10 protein-coding genes are annotated in these 16,560 nt (G+C 30.1%); all 10 read right to left on the bottom strand.

The window, feature by feature from the left end; genetic code table 11:
* Positions 1 to 104: 104 nt before the first annotated feature.
* Positions 105 to 509: a hypothetical protein gene (locus tag Q0V24_RS15380; protein ID WP_297522772.1), complete on the bottom strand. Its 405-nt coding sequence runs from the start codon at positions 507 to 509 to the stop codon at positions 105 to 107.
* A gap of 220 nt (positions 510 to 729) precedes the next feature.
* The gene (locus Q0V24_RS15375) at positions 730 to 954 is read right to left on the bottom strand and encodes a TIGR04540 family protein (RefSeq protein WP_297522770.1); all 225 of its coding nucleotides are present in this window, start codon (positions 952 to 954) and stop codon (positions 730 to 732) included.
* A gap of 114 nt (positions 955 to 1,068) precedes the next feature.
* Complete coding sequence (locus Q0V24_RS15370; RefSeq protein WP_297522768.1) at positions 1,069 to 1,230, bottom strand: hypothetical protein; 162 nt, start codon at positions 1,228 to 1,230, stop codon at positions 1,069 to 1,071.
* Between the two features lie 68 nt (positions 1,231 to 1,298).
* Positions 1,299 to 2,036, bottom strand: a complete 738-nt coding sequence (locus Q0V24_RS15365; RefSeq protein ID WP_297522766.1) for a DUF4097 family beta strand repeat-containing protein — start codon at positions 2,034 to 2,036, stop codon at positions 1,299 to 1,301.
* 237 nt (positions 2,037 to 2,273) lie between these two features.
* Positions 2,274 to 2,570, bottom strand: a complete 297-nt coding sequence (locus Q0V24_RS15360) for a hypothetical protein (RefSeq protein ID WP_297522764.1) — start codon at positions 2,568 to 2,570, stop codon at positions 2,274 to 2,276.
* 295 nt (positions 2,571 to 2,865) lie between these two features.
* Positions 2,866 to 3,864 carry an inorganic phosphate transporter gene (locus Q0V24_RS15355; RefSeq protein ID WP_297522762.1) on the bottom strand — a complete coding sequence of 333 codons (999 nt, stop codon included), beginning with the start codon at positions 3,862 to 3,864 and terminating at the stop codon, positions 2,866 to 2,868.
* On the bottom strand, positions 3,857 to 4,492 hold the full coding sequence (locus Q0V24_RS15350) for a DUF47 family protein (RefSeq protein ID WP_297522760.1): 636 nt from the start codon (positions 4,490 to 4,492) through the stop codon (positions 3,857 to 3,859). Before Q0V24_RS15350 ends, Q0V24_RS15355 begins: the two co-directional genes overlap by 8 nt.
* 321 nt (positions 4,493 to 4,813) lie before the next feature.
* A complete protein-coding gene (locus Q0V24_RS15345; protein ID WP_297522759.1) occupies positions 4,814 to 6,532 on the bottom strand; it encodes a cell shape-determining protein in 1,719 nt (572 codons plus the stop codon).
* A gap of 233 nt (positions 6,533 to 6,765) precedes the next feature.
* Positions 6,766 to 8,559, bottom strand: coding sequence for an aminopeptidase P family protein (locus tag Q0V24_RS15340; RefSeq protein ID WP_297522757.1), 1,794 nt, complete (start codon positions 8,557 to 8,559; stop codon positions 6,766 to 6,768).
* Positions 8,560 to 8,714: 155 nt separating this feature from the next.
* On the bottom strand, positions 8,715 to 16,475 hold the full coding sequence (locus tag Q0V24_RS15335) for an SPOCS domain-containing protein (RefSeq protein WP_297522756.1): 7,761 nt from the start codon (positions 16,473 to 16,475) through the stop codon (positions 8,715 to 8,717).
* Positions 16,476 to 16,560: the final 85 nt, after the last annotated feature.

Genomic DNA, 16,560 nt, shown 5'->3' with positions numbered 1-16,560 from the left:
TTGAAAAAGGTACATTTCTATATTTTAGAAATGTACCTTTTGTCTACAATCTGAAGCTAGAGAAATATTTCTCTAGCTTTTTTTATTATATCGTTTTATTTAATTTAGAATAAACTCATTTGTTCTATTTCTATTTCTTTCTTTTTCTTTGTTTTTACAATATTTTTTTCAGGTATAATATCTTCACTCCTTGCGTCTCTTTTAATTATATTTAATTCATTACCTAAATATTTAAAAACAAAATCTTCTATCTCTGATTTTGAAAATATATATTTTGCTACTTCTTTTATATTATTTTGTTTATCTGTAAATCTAAAATAAACTCTTATTGATTCATCTATAAAGAAATATGTCCCGAAATCCCATGTTCCACCACAGCAGTTCATACACATTTTTTCTATTATAATTCTAACAGCACTACTATCCGTACCACTTAAAAGTTTGCCTCGCCTAATAACTTCATATGCTAAAAATTCCTCTATTGCTATTTTAAATTGTTCCGTATTCATTATCTATTAATCTCCCTATAAAAATCTTTCCATTAATTCTTTACATCTATTATGTTATTATAATCTCAAAATTTCAATAGTAATTATTAATATTTATCTAATTAACAACATTGTATTCATTAATTGATTTTACTACTCCACTTTTTTATTCTTTATTCTCAAAGTAACTCTAAACCATAAAAATAAGGAGCTTCCAAAAACTTGGTTGCTCCTTTATTAATTATCCTAATATTTCATCAACTATTGCTAATCTATCATCACCTAAAACCTCAACAATTTTTGGAGCTATATGATTATTTTTATAAAAAACATCATTACTAGATTTTGCGATTTTTTCAATCCTCATCTTAAGTTTATCAAACTCCATTAAGTTTTCTTGATATAAGTCTATTTGATCCTTCAAAGCTATTGCTAATTCTTTAGGGTTTCTATATTTTGCTCTCATTATTTGGCTCCTTTAAAAATAAAATCTTTTAGTTATGTAATTTCTACATCTAATTATATATTTTTATTTTTAAATATTCAAGGATGATATCAAAAAAATTAATATTTTTTTATTTTAAGCCTTATTTAAAGCTTCTATTTTACTATCATACTTTATTTCATAAAAAACTTCTGTAAGCCCTCTTCTTTTAAGTCTTTGTATATTAGCTTTTTTCACACCTATAAATGAAATTCCAAGTACTAATACTATAGCAAATATCATCAGTTTTTTTACCATAAGAAAAACTCCTTACACTCTGTATTTTGTATAGTTAGTATATGTAGTAATTCATTATTTATTTAAATTTAATTGAATATTACTTTACCTAAATCCCCTTTTATATCTACTGATTTTAATTTTTCATCTCTCTGATCTATTTTTATTACCTTATCACTATAAACTTTATATCCTTTTAAATTTATATTTTCTTCGTTTTCTATATCAAAATTAACACTTCCAATACCTGTATTTCCAGTTACACTGCCTAATATATTTTTAACCTTCAAATCTATATTTCCTAAACCTGTTTCTACATTTATATTTTCAACTTCATTTATTGCTAAATTAGCAGTACCCTTAGTGCTTTCAATATCTACATTTCCTAATTTGTTTATTTCTCCAAATATAGCTGAATTATTTGTTTTGATTTCCAAATCAAATTTTGCTAACTTTGGTATATATATTGTTACATAATCAAAAGTTTTATCTTCTTTTGCATTCAAATTCTCAATTATGCTAACTTCATTTTCTTTATTGGCTATAACTGTTGTCCCTTCTACATCATTAATTAAGATATCTTCTCTATCATGATGCTTTAAATTTATTTTTGCATTTTGCATATCAATTACAAGTTTTTGACCTTCTTTAAGTTCTACACCAAATCCCTCTTTTTTTTCAACTTCTATGAACTCTTCATTTTTATCTTCTTTAGGTGCATCATATTCTCTTACTTTTATATCACCTTTGTATTCCCAACTATTAAATGTTACTCCAAGTCCTGCTATCATAACTGTTGCTAATCCATAAATTAAAAATTTCTTCATATATTTTGTCCCCCTAAAATTGAATGTATAACTTTTATTGCTAAAACATAAAAAAGGTATGTAAAATAAATATATAAATTATATATTTTACCAATAAAAACTATAATCTAATTATATATTATTAAATTAAAAGTTAAATGCTAAATTTGTTAATATTACCTAGTTTTTATGAAATTTATATATATATTAAGTAAATTTAAAATGTGCATAAAAAAAACACCCATTTCTGGGTGTTTTTTATAAATCTAACAGATTCATAATATTATATTTCATTTTTTTAAATTTTCCTAAATTACTGATTATTAACTTCATATCAGTATATTTAGTATTTTTAAATACATCTAATATCTCTAAATCAGTGCCTTCAAGACCTGTATTCTTTACGTTTGATAAAGCTATAGCAACTTCTACCCAAACTCTAGTCATATTTTTTTCGTATGTATCTGCCATTCCATCAAAAGTAGTTATATCATACAACTCTCTTGATAAAAACATACCATTTATATGTTTCTTTAAAACTATTTTTCTTTCCATAATTACTCCTCCCCAATTAATTCTAAAATTAATCCTTTAATCAAGGAACTTATTACAAAATAAATTTTTTAATGATAAATATATTATTCTTAGCCTAGTTATTGTATCATATAATTTACAATTGAATCTAACTTCTTTTATTATCTAATTTTTAATTTTAAATACTATTCTTTATTATATATTTTGCACATATATACATTTTTTATGTATTTACCACTATTATACCTTTACATAAAAGTAATTTAATAATTAAACCAAATTATAAAAGAACATCAAAATTGATGTCCTTTTTGCTTTATATAAATAAATGTATAACTGCTACTATCACATAAGCAAGTAATCCAGCTGCTGGTATTGTTATAACCCAAGCCATTCCAATTTGCTTTGCCATTCCCCAGTTAACTCTTTTTAAACTTTTCTCTGAACCTATCCCCATTAATGAACTTGTCATTACCTGAGTTGTACTAACAGGTGCATGTAATTTTGTTGCTATAAATAGAACTATTGATGAACTAAGTTGTGCTACAAATCCACCCATAGGATCAATTTTTGTAACTTTATTCCCCATTGTTTTGATAATTTTTTTACCACCAATTGATGTTCCAAGTCCCATTGCTATAGCACATAATACTACAACCCATAACGGAACATTAAATGTTGATAAAAAACCTCCACTCACAAGAGACATTGTTATAATACCCATTGATTTTTGTGAATCATTTGCACCATGATCTAATGCAATTAAAATCCCTGATACTATTTGGAATCTTTTAAATAATTTATTCATTTTCTGCGGTTTTTGTTTTCTTAGCATTTTTTTAAGACCTACTATTAAAATATATCCAACTATAAACCCTATCACTGGTGATAAGAATATCCACAGTATAAATTTATTAAATAGAATTCCCCATCCAATTGCTGCAAAGCTTTGTGTTATTGCTATTCCACCACCAACTAAAGCTCCAATTAAAGCAGAAGTTGAACTACTTGGAATTGCAAACCACCATGTTATAAGATTCCATATAATTGCTGCTACAAGGACTGCTGCTATAACCCAAAGTGGCATATGCTTGCTATCTACAATACCATCTCCAACAGTTTTTGCAACTGCTGTACTTGTAAATGCACCTATAAAATTAAATATTGCACAAAGCCCTATTGCAACTCCTGGTGACAATGCTCTTGTTGTAATTGAGGTTGCAACAACTGTTGCTGTATCATGAAAACCATTTATAAAATCAAATAAAAGCGCAAGCACAACAATTACTATCATTATTGCTAGCGTACTATGCATGCTTCATCACAACCCCTTCTATTATGTTAACTACATCCTCACAAGAGTCTATTGTATTTTCAAATCTTTGATATATATCTTTCCACTTAACTACTTCAAGTGGATCTATATTTTCTGCTCTAAACATTTTACTAATTATTTCTCTAAAGAATATATCAGCTTCATTCTCTATTTTATTTACAGAGATAACTTTATCTCTAATTATCTTTCTTGCTGTTTCCTTGCTCATCATTGGCAGAACTTTCATTAACTGAACTATCTCTTCTACACATTTTTTTAAGAAATTAATGAATATTTTTGTTTCTTCATTAGCTTTATCGATATTAAACATTATAAATCTATGGACTACAGATTCTATATTATCTATTATATCATCCATTCTTTTTGTGATATGATAAATGTCTTCTCTGTCTATTGGCGTTACAAAGCTATTATTAAGATCTTCTATTATTGTATGAACAACTTGGTCTGCTTTATGTTCTAACTCTTGTATAACCTGAGAATAAGCATTGTTTGACTCTAGTGAATCAACAAATATATCTAATTCCTTTGTTGCCTCTAAGATTATCTCTGATTGTTTTTGAAAGTTTACATAAAACTTATCTTCTTTTGTGTTTAACTTAAACATATTATTCAGCTCCCTAAAATGTTGAATATCTATAATAAACCAAACTTATTAGCAATTAATTTATTTAAAATAAAATATTACATAAATTAGTCTAGATTTATTTTTCATTTTGTAAAATCAATATTTTTCGACTTTTATTTCCAAAAAAATAATCTTTTTTTAATAAAATCTTTAATTTATTCAAACTTTTTCTACAATTTCATTGTATATTATATAAGTCCTATAAATAGTTACATTTTAGTAACAAAAGCACCAATTTGTAAAAAAAAAGTATCATCAAATATACTAATTTGATAATACTTTTACTTTTTTCAGATATTTCTAAGCTACTTTTTTTATTTCTACTGGTTTTTCAGTAATTTCTTTTTTATCAGCAACCTTATTTGTTATTCCATTTAATGTTAGATTGGTAAAAGCATTAACTAGCATATATCTATTATCTCCTATATTAATGTAACCTATTCTAACCTCATCACCAACATTTGTTAATGCTGCATCTTTTGATGTTTGAGTTGGAACTGAGAATATTTTATCTGAAGAATCTACTTTTATTTCATAAGTACTTTCTCCCCCTGTTACTACAAATCCTATTCTCTGAACTTTTCCTGTTATCTCTAAACTGTTTTTATCACTACCTTGAATAGTCATACCTGTACTATTTATTTCTTGAAGATATGAATTAAGCGTTGCTTTAAGACTATCTCCTACTGCAACAATTCCATAGTTTTTAACATTTACCATAGCATACTGTTTAACCATTCCACCCGCATCTAAAAGTGTCATAAAGTATGTTGGTTCATTTTGAATGTTTATAAGATATGGGAATGTAGCTGTATATTTAAACTGTTGAACTTTACCTTCGGCTGACTTCATAGCAGCACTTTCAGTTGCCCCAGCTGTCTTATACATAGTAGTTTGTCCTGTTCTTGTATTTGTAAGAGTAAATCCTACAAGCCCTTCATCATTACCTACAGAAGTCATTCCTGTATAATAATATGATTCTTTATTGTTATAGATAAGATTCATTCCATTTGTAGTTTTAAGCTTGTCTTTTCCGCTAAAGTTGAAAATACCATGTACAAGCTCTCCCCATTTATTTAAATGTCTTATTATTGTATTTTCTGGTTGTATTCTATCAACCCACTTTGGAGTATCTGCAATACTATAAATTTTTGTTTCACCAGTTTGCGCATTTATTATTTCTGTTCCAATAATTTTTTGCTCATCTATACCTACACCTGTTGTATATCTTGTGATAACCCAGTAAGGCTCTCCTGCATCATTAAGTTCAAATGAGAAGTCTGTGTGACCTGCCATCATATCCTTAAAGTACGCATATCTTTCTATATTTTTAAACCAATATGCACCTTGTAAATATTTTAATTTAAGTGCTTTACCATTAAGTTCTGTTACAAGTTTAACATCACTTTGATCCGTTGCACTAACCATTACATACCCTGGTGTCCCCCCATTTAAGAACCATTTTATAAATGAAGATGGTTCAAGTGGTGCAACATAATAAAGTTGTCCATTAACACTTTGCAATGTTAAATTACCAATACTAACCTGACTTCCAAGACCTTGTACACTTCCAAGTTTTTTATCTGCAAGCTTTGCTGCAAACTCTTTGTTTATAGTTGGAAGTTGTTTTAAATCTATAGGTTGTATCTGGTCAGAGAATTTCACCTCTTTTACTGGTCCTATAAGATTTCTTTGCGCTTTCCACATTATAAGCGGACTAGATGCAACTTTTAGTATTATATAAATTAATATTATAACAACTGCTACTATAATATATTTCTTTCTAACTCCTATAATTCCATGTATTAAACATGCTAGAACAATAGGGATTAAAAAGTTTAAAAAGCTCAATCTTATATTAAATATAAGTTGACTATTAACTAAAAGTACAAGTGCAAATATTATGTATATTGCAACTAAAAGTTTTATAAAACCTTTTAAATTAGGACCTTTTCTTACCGACCCATCTGGGTTTCTAAGTTGTCCAAAAAACTTAACTAATAATTCTGCTAAATCCATTATTAATTTTCCTCCTTAGTAAAAAATAGTAGCAACATTCTAGTTGCTACCATCATACTATATCATAAATATTATCTTTTAATAAAGGCACTTATGAATTCACTCCCTTTATCAAGTTTACTCTTAACTTTTATATTTATTTTAATAAACATATTATTTACTACAATACTATCCCACTCTACTTTTCTACTTTATATCTAACCACACCTTAAAACTCACCAAAACTTTTATATCTAGACTAACTTAGTTGCATAAGCTAAGAACTCTAACAACTCATCTTTATCATCTACTACTTCATTTTTAATATAAACTTCAAGCTTTTCCTTAACAAGTTTATGATAGTCATTAAGATGCTCTCTCTCCTCACTATTCATAATGCTTAAATCAACCCCATCTAAGTCTATTGGGCAATATGATATAGTCCTAAACTTATAAAACTCGCCAAACTCTTCACTTATCATATAAGGCTCAACTATCATAGTATTTTCAGTTCTAATACCATGTTTGCCTTCCTTATAAATCCCTGGCTCATTAGTTAAAATCATTCCAAGTTCTAATGGCAATGTTGAAACCCTATTAATTCCTTGTGGTCCCTCATGAACACTTAAGAAAAACCCTACTCCATGTCCTGTCCCACACTTATAATCAATTCCATTACTCCAAAGAGGTTGTCTTGCTAAAATATCTAGATGTGAACCAGTTGAACCTTTTAAAAACTTAGCATTCATAAGTGCTAAATGTCCCTTTAAAACTAAAGTAAAGTCCTTCTTTTCCTCATCTGTAAGCTTACCTAATATAAATGTTCTCGTAATATCTGTTGTACCATCTAAATACTGGCCCCCTGAATCTACAAGTAAAAATCCTTTTTCTTCTAATATATACTCACTTTCTTTTGTTGCAAAATAATGCATCATTGCCCCATGTTCCTTATGACCTGCTATTGTATCAAAACTTATTCCCTTATATAAATCTCCCATAGCTCTAAATTCTTCAAGCTTATCAGATGCTGATATTTCACTTATTTCTATTTTCCCAATATTACCCTTAAGCCACTTTGTAAACCTAAGCATTGCCACTCCATCTCTAATCTGGCATCGCTCTAAATTTTCTATCTCAATATTATTCTTTATAGCTTTTAAACTTGCTACAATTTCTAGTTTATGAATAACATTTGCACTTTTAGATAACTTTTCATATAAAAATGCACTTACTCTTCTCTCATCAACTAAAATATTACCCTCTAGTAATTTAAGTTCAGAATTTATATCATAATAATCTTTTACACTTACTCCTTCACTTGCTAGTGATCTTATAAAAGTCTCATCAACCTTATTTAAATCAATATATAAAGTAGTACTACCTCTTGTTACAACTCCATGTGCTAAAACAAAAGGATTATTTTCAACATCATTTCCTCTTATATTAAATAACCATGCCACGTCATCTAGTGAAGAAACTATATAAGAATCTCCATCCTCGCTTATCATAATAGCAAGAACATCTTTTATTTTTTGATTTACACTCTTTCCACAATACTTTACATCATGAATAAATGCCTTATCCTTTGGAAGTTCTGGTCTATCACTCCAACTATCAGTCAATAAATCTTTATCTATTTTAATTTCAAAATTATTTTTGCTAGCATACTCCTGCATTTTTTTATAAGTTTTTATAGCTATAACATTTCCATCAAAAGCAAGGACTTCTTTATCACCTATATTCTTTTCAATCCACTCACTTAAAGTTGAATATCCCTCTATTCTCATTTTATAAAGCTCTATTTTTGTCCCCTTTAATTGATTTTCTGCCTGTATAAAATATCTTCCATCAGTCCATAAAATAGCAATACTTCTTCCAATAAGTAAAGTTCCTGCTGAACCTGTAAACCCAGACATAAATGCTCTTCCTTTATAATAACTTGGAACATATTCCCCCTGATGTGCATCCTCACTTGGAATTACATAATAATCTATATTTTCTTTTATCATCACATCTCTAAAACTTTTTATTCTTTCAAATATACTCATAAATAACCATCCTCCTTTTTACATATTATATAATAAATACTATAATATGTAAAAATTAGAATTATATTCATTTTTCAGATATTAAAATATATTTCTCTAACTTATTATATAAAAAAGGTTGCAACATTTCGTTACAACCTTTTTCTATCTTTAAACTAACATATGAGTATATCAATCATTAATATAACTCCAATTGCTACCTTTTTCCTACACAATAAATCACCTTGAATATCTTCAACTATTGCTGAAACTTCAAGTTTTTCATCGTCATAAATATTGGGCAACATTACAAAACTACTAAATGGAATTACCCACTCTACTGAATGCACTGATTGATCTTCTACTAACGCCGTATACTTAACAGAAATGCTCATATATCCATGGACAATTAGTTTTTTACCAGTTAAAATTTGCCCTTCATTTGAGACCTCTTCTATAACATCTACAACATAACTATCATTTATTTCTATATCTATCATTATATCATCAAGTTCTTCAACATCTGGTTTTAACATTGGAATACATACATCTGTATTAATATTCATTTGTTTAAAACTTTTGATTGGTATTTCAACTATTGCCTTAACTACTTCTGTTTCATCACTACCTGTTACATCATTGCTTAACTTATAATCAAACTCTGCATAAGCATTGTTAATACTATATCCCTTTAATGAACCACTTATAACTTTTGCATCATAAGTTATAAATGCAATTTCACCTGGATTTAATACTCCAATATTCACACCCGCCTCTAATGAAACATCATTTACAATTGCCCCATTTATAGTAAAACTATTTTCTACAAATTCTAAATTCTTTGGAATTTCATCTTTTAATACTATATTTACAAACTCAACCTCACCTGTATTAGTAAGTTTAACTGAATAAGTGATTACTTCATTTAAAGTTGCAATAGCCTTATTAGCAGTTTTTTCTATTATTAATTCATACTCTTCAAGTAGTATTGTATTTAAATTACTTTCAAAGATATTAATTCTTGCTGGTCCATTAGGCTCAACTATAAATTTATATACTCCTGTTGAAATATTATCGATAAAGTCATCAATTTTACTGATTACTTCTGCTTCAAAAGTTATTATTTTTGCTTGTCCTATAACTAAAGTTCCAATATTAACACCTGTTAAAATACTTTCCGCTACTAATGGAATACCATCAACCTTAACACTGCCTTCTACAAAATTTATATCTACTTCTAGTAAATCTTTGATAATAACATCAAAAACATCAACTTCACCTGTATTTGTAACAACTAGAGTATAAGTTATTATATCTCCTACCGTTGCAATTGCAATGTCTGCTGATTTTTCTAATATTACTTCTGGAATTATTACATCAATGATAACTTCATTAGATTCTTGTACCTTTTCTACTGGTGCTTCATCTGGGTCTACTGTATATTCATAATCAACAGTTGCTATATTTATAAGCTCTGTTGGTGGATTTTCTTGAACTCTTACATTAAATGAAACCCATATAGTCTGACTAGCATCTGTTGAGCCAAGATTTATTCCTACGTTTGGATCTTCTTCTGGCACTAATACTCCATCAATCCTTACACTACCTTCTATGAAATCAACTCCTAATGGAAGTGCATCTCTTAGAACTACATTATCAACTGGTACATTTCCAGAATTCGTAGTATCAACAGTATAATTTATAATATCTCCCTCTACTACAACCTCTTTATTCGCAGCTTTTACAAGTCCTTCTTCTGAAATTTCACCATGTGAAATTATAATAGTTTCTGCATTTGACATCTTAGTATCTGGAACTTCTGGTAAATTTGGATTTACTACATGAGTATAATCAACAACTGCTATATTTTCTACACTTAAACTTGCTGGTGCTTCTATAACAATAGCTTCAAATTTTACAACTCTTGTTTCAAGTGCTGCAAGACTTGAAACTGTAAATCCAACTTCTGGGTCATATCCTATAAAATTAACCCCATCAATAAATACTGAATCTACAACAAATTCAAGTTCACTTGGTAGTACATCTGTAAAGAATATATTATTAGCTGAAACATTACCATTATTAAATATTTCAATTGTATATAAAACTGTATCACCTAAATCTTTGTATAGTTCATCAGATATTTTAGCTATAACTAGCTCTGCACTATTCACCTGTGTTAATACTTCATTTGTTTCTCCATTATCTGATGATCCATTCGGTGTTGCTGGATCTACTGTATAAGTGTACTCAGCAAATGTCTTATTGGGTATTGGATTCGGAACTGGTATGCCTTCTATTTGAACCTTGAAAACTATAATTATTGTTTCTTCAGGTTTTATTGGACTTAAAAGCAATATACCAGACTCAGGATTTGATGGATTTGCTACTCCATTTATTCTTAAACTTCCATTGATATAGGTTGTATCATTTGGTATTGGATCTGTTATAACTACATTGTTAGCATCTACATTACCTGTATTAGTTACACTTATTGTATAAGTGATTACTTCCTCTGTATCTGCATACTCCTTGTCTACTGCCTTAACAAAATCCTCACCATTTTCTCCAATTAAGTCAGCATTATTAACTTGTGTTAATACTTCATTTGTTTCTCCATTATTTGATACACCATTAGGCACTGCTGGATCTACTGTATAAGTGTATTCTACAAATGCTTTATTTGGTATTGGATTTGGTACTGGTATTTCTTCTATAAGAACTTTAAACACAATTATAACTGTATTATTTGGTTGTATTGGATTTGCTAAAATTATTCCTGTCTCTGGATTTGATGGATTTGCTACTCCACCAATAGTTAAACTACCCGCTACATAACTTGTTTCATTTGGTATTGGATCTGTTATAACTACGTTATTCGCTGGAACATTTCCTGTATTTGTTATACTTACCGTATAAGTGATTTCTTCTCCTATATCCGCATATTCCTTATCAACCGACTTAACAAAATTCTCATTATTATCACCTATTAGGTCTGCATTATTAACTTGTGTTAATACTTCATTTGTTTCAAAATCACCACTTTGTGCATTCGGCTCAGCTGGGTCTACTGCATAAGTGAATACTCCTGTCGCACTATTCAGAATTGGATTTGGCACTAGTATTTCTTCTATTAAAACTCTAAAGATAACTACTGTAGTTACACCTGACTGTATTAGGTTTGGAATACTTATTCCTGTCTCTGGATTTGATGGGTTTATTGCACCATTTACGGTTAAACTTCCAGCTACATAACTTGTTCCATTTGGTATTGGATCTGTTAAGATTACATTATTTGCAGGTACATTTCCTGTATTTGTTACATCAATTGTATAAGTGATTTCTTCTTCTACATCTGCAAACTCTTTATCTACAAATTTTTCTGATTCTATAGTAGCATTATTGACTAATGTTAATACTTCATTTGTAATACCACCATCACTAACTCCATTAGGCACAGCTGGATTTACTGTATAAGTGTAACTTACAGCCGCTGTATTCGGAATTGGGTTTGGTACCGGTATTTCTTCTATTAAAATTCTAAATTGTAAAACTGTAGTTTGGCTTGGACCTATAGGACTAAGATTTATTCCAAGTTCTGGATTAGATGGATTTGCAACTCCATTAACAAGTAAACTTCCTATTACATAACTTGTTCCATTCGGAATGATATCAACTACAACTACATTATTTGCACTAACATTTCCTGTATTTGCTACACTTACTGTATAAGTGATTTCTTCTCCTATATCCGCAAACTCTTTATCTACCACCTTGATAAAATCCTCATTATTGTCACCTATTAAGTCAGCTGTATTAACTTGTGTGAATACCTCATTTGTTTCTCCACTATCTGCTACACCATTAGGATTTGCTGGGTCTACTGTATAAGTGTAATCTACAAATGCTGTGTTTGGTATTGGATTCGGATCAGGTAATTCCTCTACAAACACTTTAAATTCTAGAACTACAGTTTGACTTGGAGTTATTGGACTTGCAAGACTTATACCTACTTCTGGATTAGATGCATTTGGCACACCATCTACAAGTAAACTAGCAAATACATAACTTGTTCCACTTGGAATCGGATCTTTTATTATTACATTATTAGCATCTACATTTCCTGTATTAGTAACATTTATTATATAAGTGATTTCCTCTCCTATATCTGCATATTCTTTATCTACCGCTTTAACAAAGTTTTCTCCATTCTCTCCAATTAAATCAGCATTGTTAACTTTTGTGAATACTTCATTTGTTTCTCCACTAACACTTTCTGAATCAGGATTTTGAGGGTCTACTGTATAAGTGTAGTCTACAAATGCTGTATTAAGAATTGGATTTGGTACTGGTATTCTTTCTATTAAAACTCTAAATTCTATTAAAACTGTTTCGCCAGATGCAATTGGACTTGCAAGAGCAATTCCTGTTTCAGGGTTTGATAAATTTGGAATACCATCAACTGTTAAACTATTCGCTACATAACTTGTATCAGCTGGAATTGGATCAGTTATAACAACATTATTAGCATCTACATTCCCTGTATTTGTTGCTGTTATTGTATACGTGATTTCCTTTCCTACATCTGCATACTCCTTATCAAGTTCTTTAACAAAGTTACCTAGACTTACTAAATCTGCATATAGAACATCTATATCTGCTGTTGAAGTATTGTTGCTTAAATCTGGATCTTCAGTTGTACTTGAAACAACTCCTGTATTACTAACAATTCCAAGTGTATCATCCGCAACAGTTCCCCTAATTAGAATAGTTACTGAATCACCTGCTAAAAGTGTTCCTATAATATATGGTGTAGTCCATAAACCCCAAGTAATTCCATTATCTACTGAGAACTCTTGATTTAATAACTCCACAGGCACATCATCTTGAAGACTTACATTTAATGCATTTGATGGACCATTATTAGTTATAACTAAATCATATAAAACCTCATCACCTATAGTTCTATTAAATGGTAAAGTTGTTTTAGTAATTACTAAATCTGCAAGTTCATCTATCAGTGTTATAATTGTATCAGTGTTATTACCTAGGTTTAGATCTGGTGTTATACTTGCAACTATCGCTGTATTTGTTAAAGTTCCTGTTGCATCTGCTGGTACATCGCCTCTAATTAATACATTTACAGAATCACCAAAAACTATTGTTCCAACATTCAAGCTTCCTATCCAAGCAATCCATGATACTCCATTATTCAAGCTATACTCTGGGTTATCTAACGGTACCGCATCAGTGATAATTACATCAACAGCATCTGATGGTCCGTCATTTGTAGCCACTAAAGTATATATAGCTTGTGTTCCTGCAATAACTGGGTTTTGATCTATTGTTTTTATAATACTAACATCAGCAAGTTCATCTACTATTGTTGTTATCCTATCAGTATTATTACTTGTATCTGGATCTGGTGTTATACTTGTTACTACCGCTGTATTAACTAAGTCAGCTGCCGTCTCTGATGGAACTATTCCTCTAATTAATACTATAATTGAACCCCCTGTAATTATTGTTCCAAGATTTATATTGCCAGTCCATGCAAGCCATGTTACACCATTGTCAAGGCTATATTCAGTATTATCAAGTGGCACTATATCATCAAGTTCAACACTTAGAGCATCTGATGGTCCACTATTATTTACTAATAAACTATAGATAAGCTCTTCTCCTGCAATTACTAGGTCTGAATTTGCTGTTTTAATAACGCTTATATCAGCTGATGTTTCAATTAGATTTATAACAGTATCTGTATTATTTGAAATATCTGGATCAGGGGTTGTGCTTGTTACCATCCCTGTATTGATCAAATCTCCAAGCGCATCTGGTGCAACAACTCCTCTTACTAACACCGTCACTGAATCACCATTTTCAATTGTTCCAAGAACTACATTCCCACCCCATGCAAGCCAAGTTGTTCCATTGTCTAAGCTATACTCCACACCATTAAGCGGAACTATATCATCTAAATTAACATTTAATGCATCTGATGGACCGTCATTACTTACAACTAGTCTATAAATTAACTCTTCGCCTGCAACTACTGGTAGCGTATCAACTGTTTTAACAATACCTAAATCAGCTAAAGTATCTACTTGTGTTGTCACTATATCTATATTATTTGTTGGATCTGGATCAGGGGTTATACTTGATACTGTCGCTATATTATCAATACTTACAACTATATCTACTGGTACTGTACCTCTTAATAAAATAATTTGTGAACCTCCAGATTCAAGTGTTCCTATATTCACACTTCCAATCCATATAAGCCAAATAGCTTCATTATCTAAGCTATACTCAACATCATTAAGTGGTACTATATCATCTATTGTTACATCTAATGCATCTGATGGACCACTGTTACTAACTAATAAAGTATAAATTAGTTCTTCTCCTGCAACGACTGGTTCTGGACTTGCTGTCTTAACTATACTTACATCTGCAAGAGTATCAACTTGTGTTATAACAGTATCTGTATTATTACTTAAATCTGAATCTGGTGTAATACTTGATACTGTCGCTGTATTTTCAATAGTTCCGACTATATCTTCTGGTACTATACCCCTCATCAATACAATTATTGTATCTCCTGCAATTAAAGTTCTAAGATTTATATTACCTAGCCATACAATCCATGTTATTCCACCATCTAAACTATGCTCTGAATTATCTAGTGGTACTGCATCTACAAGTTCAACACTTAAAGCATCAGATGGTCCTGCATTTGCAACAACTAAAGTATAGTTAAGCTGTTCTCCTGCTATTACCGGATCTAAGGTTGCTGTTTTTACTACACTTACATCTGCTAAAGTATCTACCTGTGTTGTTACTGTATCTGTATTATTATTAGGATTCGAATCTAGCGAAGTAGTTATAACTACCGCTGTATTATCTATACTACCAACTGTATCTGTTTGCACATCTCCTCTTAATAAAATAGTTACTGTATTGCCTACTGCTAAAGTTCCAATACTTACACGTCCAGTCCAAGGTAACCAGATTAATCCACCATCTAAACTATATTCTGGATTATCAAGTGGTACTGTATCATTAACATTTACATTAAGAGCCGTTGATGGTCCACTATTATTTACAACTAAAGTATAGTTAAGCTGTTCTCCTGCTATTATTGGGTCTGGACTATCAGTTTTTACTATACTTACATCAACTAAAGCATCTACTTGTATTGTTACTATATCTGTATTATTAGTTGGATCTGGATCTGGAGTTATACTCGAAACTGTAGCTGTGTTATCTATAGTTCCAACCTTATCTTCTGGCACAAGCCCTCTTAATAAAACAGTTGCTGAATCCCCATTTAAAATAGTTCCAAGATTTATACTTCCTGTCCATGACAAAAGCCAAGTTACTCCATTATCTAAACTATACTCTTGATTCAGAAGAGGTAAAGCATCATTAACTATTACATCTAAGGCATCTGATGGTCCATTATTATTTACAAGAAGTGTATAGACTAATTGTTCTCCTGCTATTACTGGGTCTGGTGCTGCTGTTTTTACTATACTAATATCTGCTAAAGGATTAACCGGTATTACTACTGTATCAGTATTATTTGTTAAGTCTGGATCAAATGTTGTGCTTGAAACTGTTGCAGTATTTTCAATAGTCCCTAATGTATCAGGTGCTACTATTCCTCTAATTAAGATAGTTTCTACTCCACCCACAACAAGTGTTCCTATATTCATATTTCCTATCCATACAAACCAAGTTAAGCCATTATCTAAACTATATTCAGCACTATCAAGTGGCATATTATCATTAACTACAACATTTAACGCATCTGATGGACCTGCATTTGCTACTGTTAGAATATATATTAGCTCTGCTCCCGCAGTTGCTGGATCTGGTACTCCTGTTTTTACTATACTTACATCAGCTATTGTATCTATAGGAGTTGTCACACTATCTGTATTGTTATTGGGATTAGGGTCTGGTACTGGACTTGTTACATTTGCAGTATTATCAAGATTTCCAAGATCGGAAGAG

Origin of the sequence: uncultured Clostridium sp. (assembly GCF_947039605.1) — a bacterium.
Classification (GTDB): domain Bacteria; phylum Bacillota; class Clostridia; order Clostridiales; family Clostridiaceae; genus Sarcina.
This window is presented reverse-complemented; position numbering and strand designations above follow the sequence as displayed.

Coding starts and splice junctions, on each gene's coding strand:
- Q0V24_RS15380 (WP_297522772.1), bottom strand. CDS start 509: ATGAATACGGAACAATTTAAAATAGCAATAGAGGAATTTTTAGCATAT.
- Q0V24_RS15375 (WP_297522770.1), bottom strand. CDS start 954: ATGAGAGCAAAATATAGAAACCCTAAAGAATTAGCAATAGCTTTGAAG.
- Q0V24_RS15370 (WP_297522768.1), bottom strand. CDS start 1,230: ATGGTAAAAAAACTGATGATATTTGCTATAGTATTAGTACTTGGAATT.
- Q0V24_RS15365 (WP_297522766.1), bottom strand. CDS start 2,036: ATGAAGAAATTTTTAATTTATGGATTAGCAACAGTTATGATAGCAGGA.
- Q0V24_RS15360 (WP_297522764.1), bottom strand. CDS start 2,570: ATGGAAAGAAAAATAGTTTTAAAGAAACATATAAATGGTATGTTTTTA.
- Q0V24_RS15355 (WP_297522762.1), bottom strand. CDS start 3,864: ATGCATAGTACGCTAGCAATAATGATAGTAATTGTTGTGCTTGCGCTT.
- Q0V24_RS15350 (WP_297522760.1), bottom strand. CDS start 4,492: ATGTTTAAGTTAAACACAAAAGAAGATAAGTTTTATGTAAACTTTCAA.
- Q0V24_RS15345 (WP_297522759.1), bottom strand. CDS start 6,532: ATGGATTTAGCAGAATTATTAGTTAAGTTTTTTGGACAACTTAGAAAC.
- Q0V24_RS15340 (WP_297522757.1), bottom strand. CDS start 8,559: ATGAGTATATTTGAAAGAATAAAAAGTTTTAGAGATGTGATGATAAAA.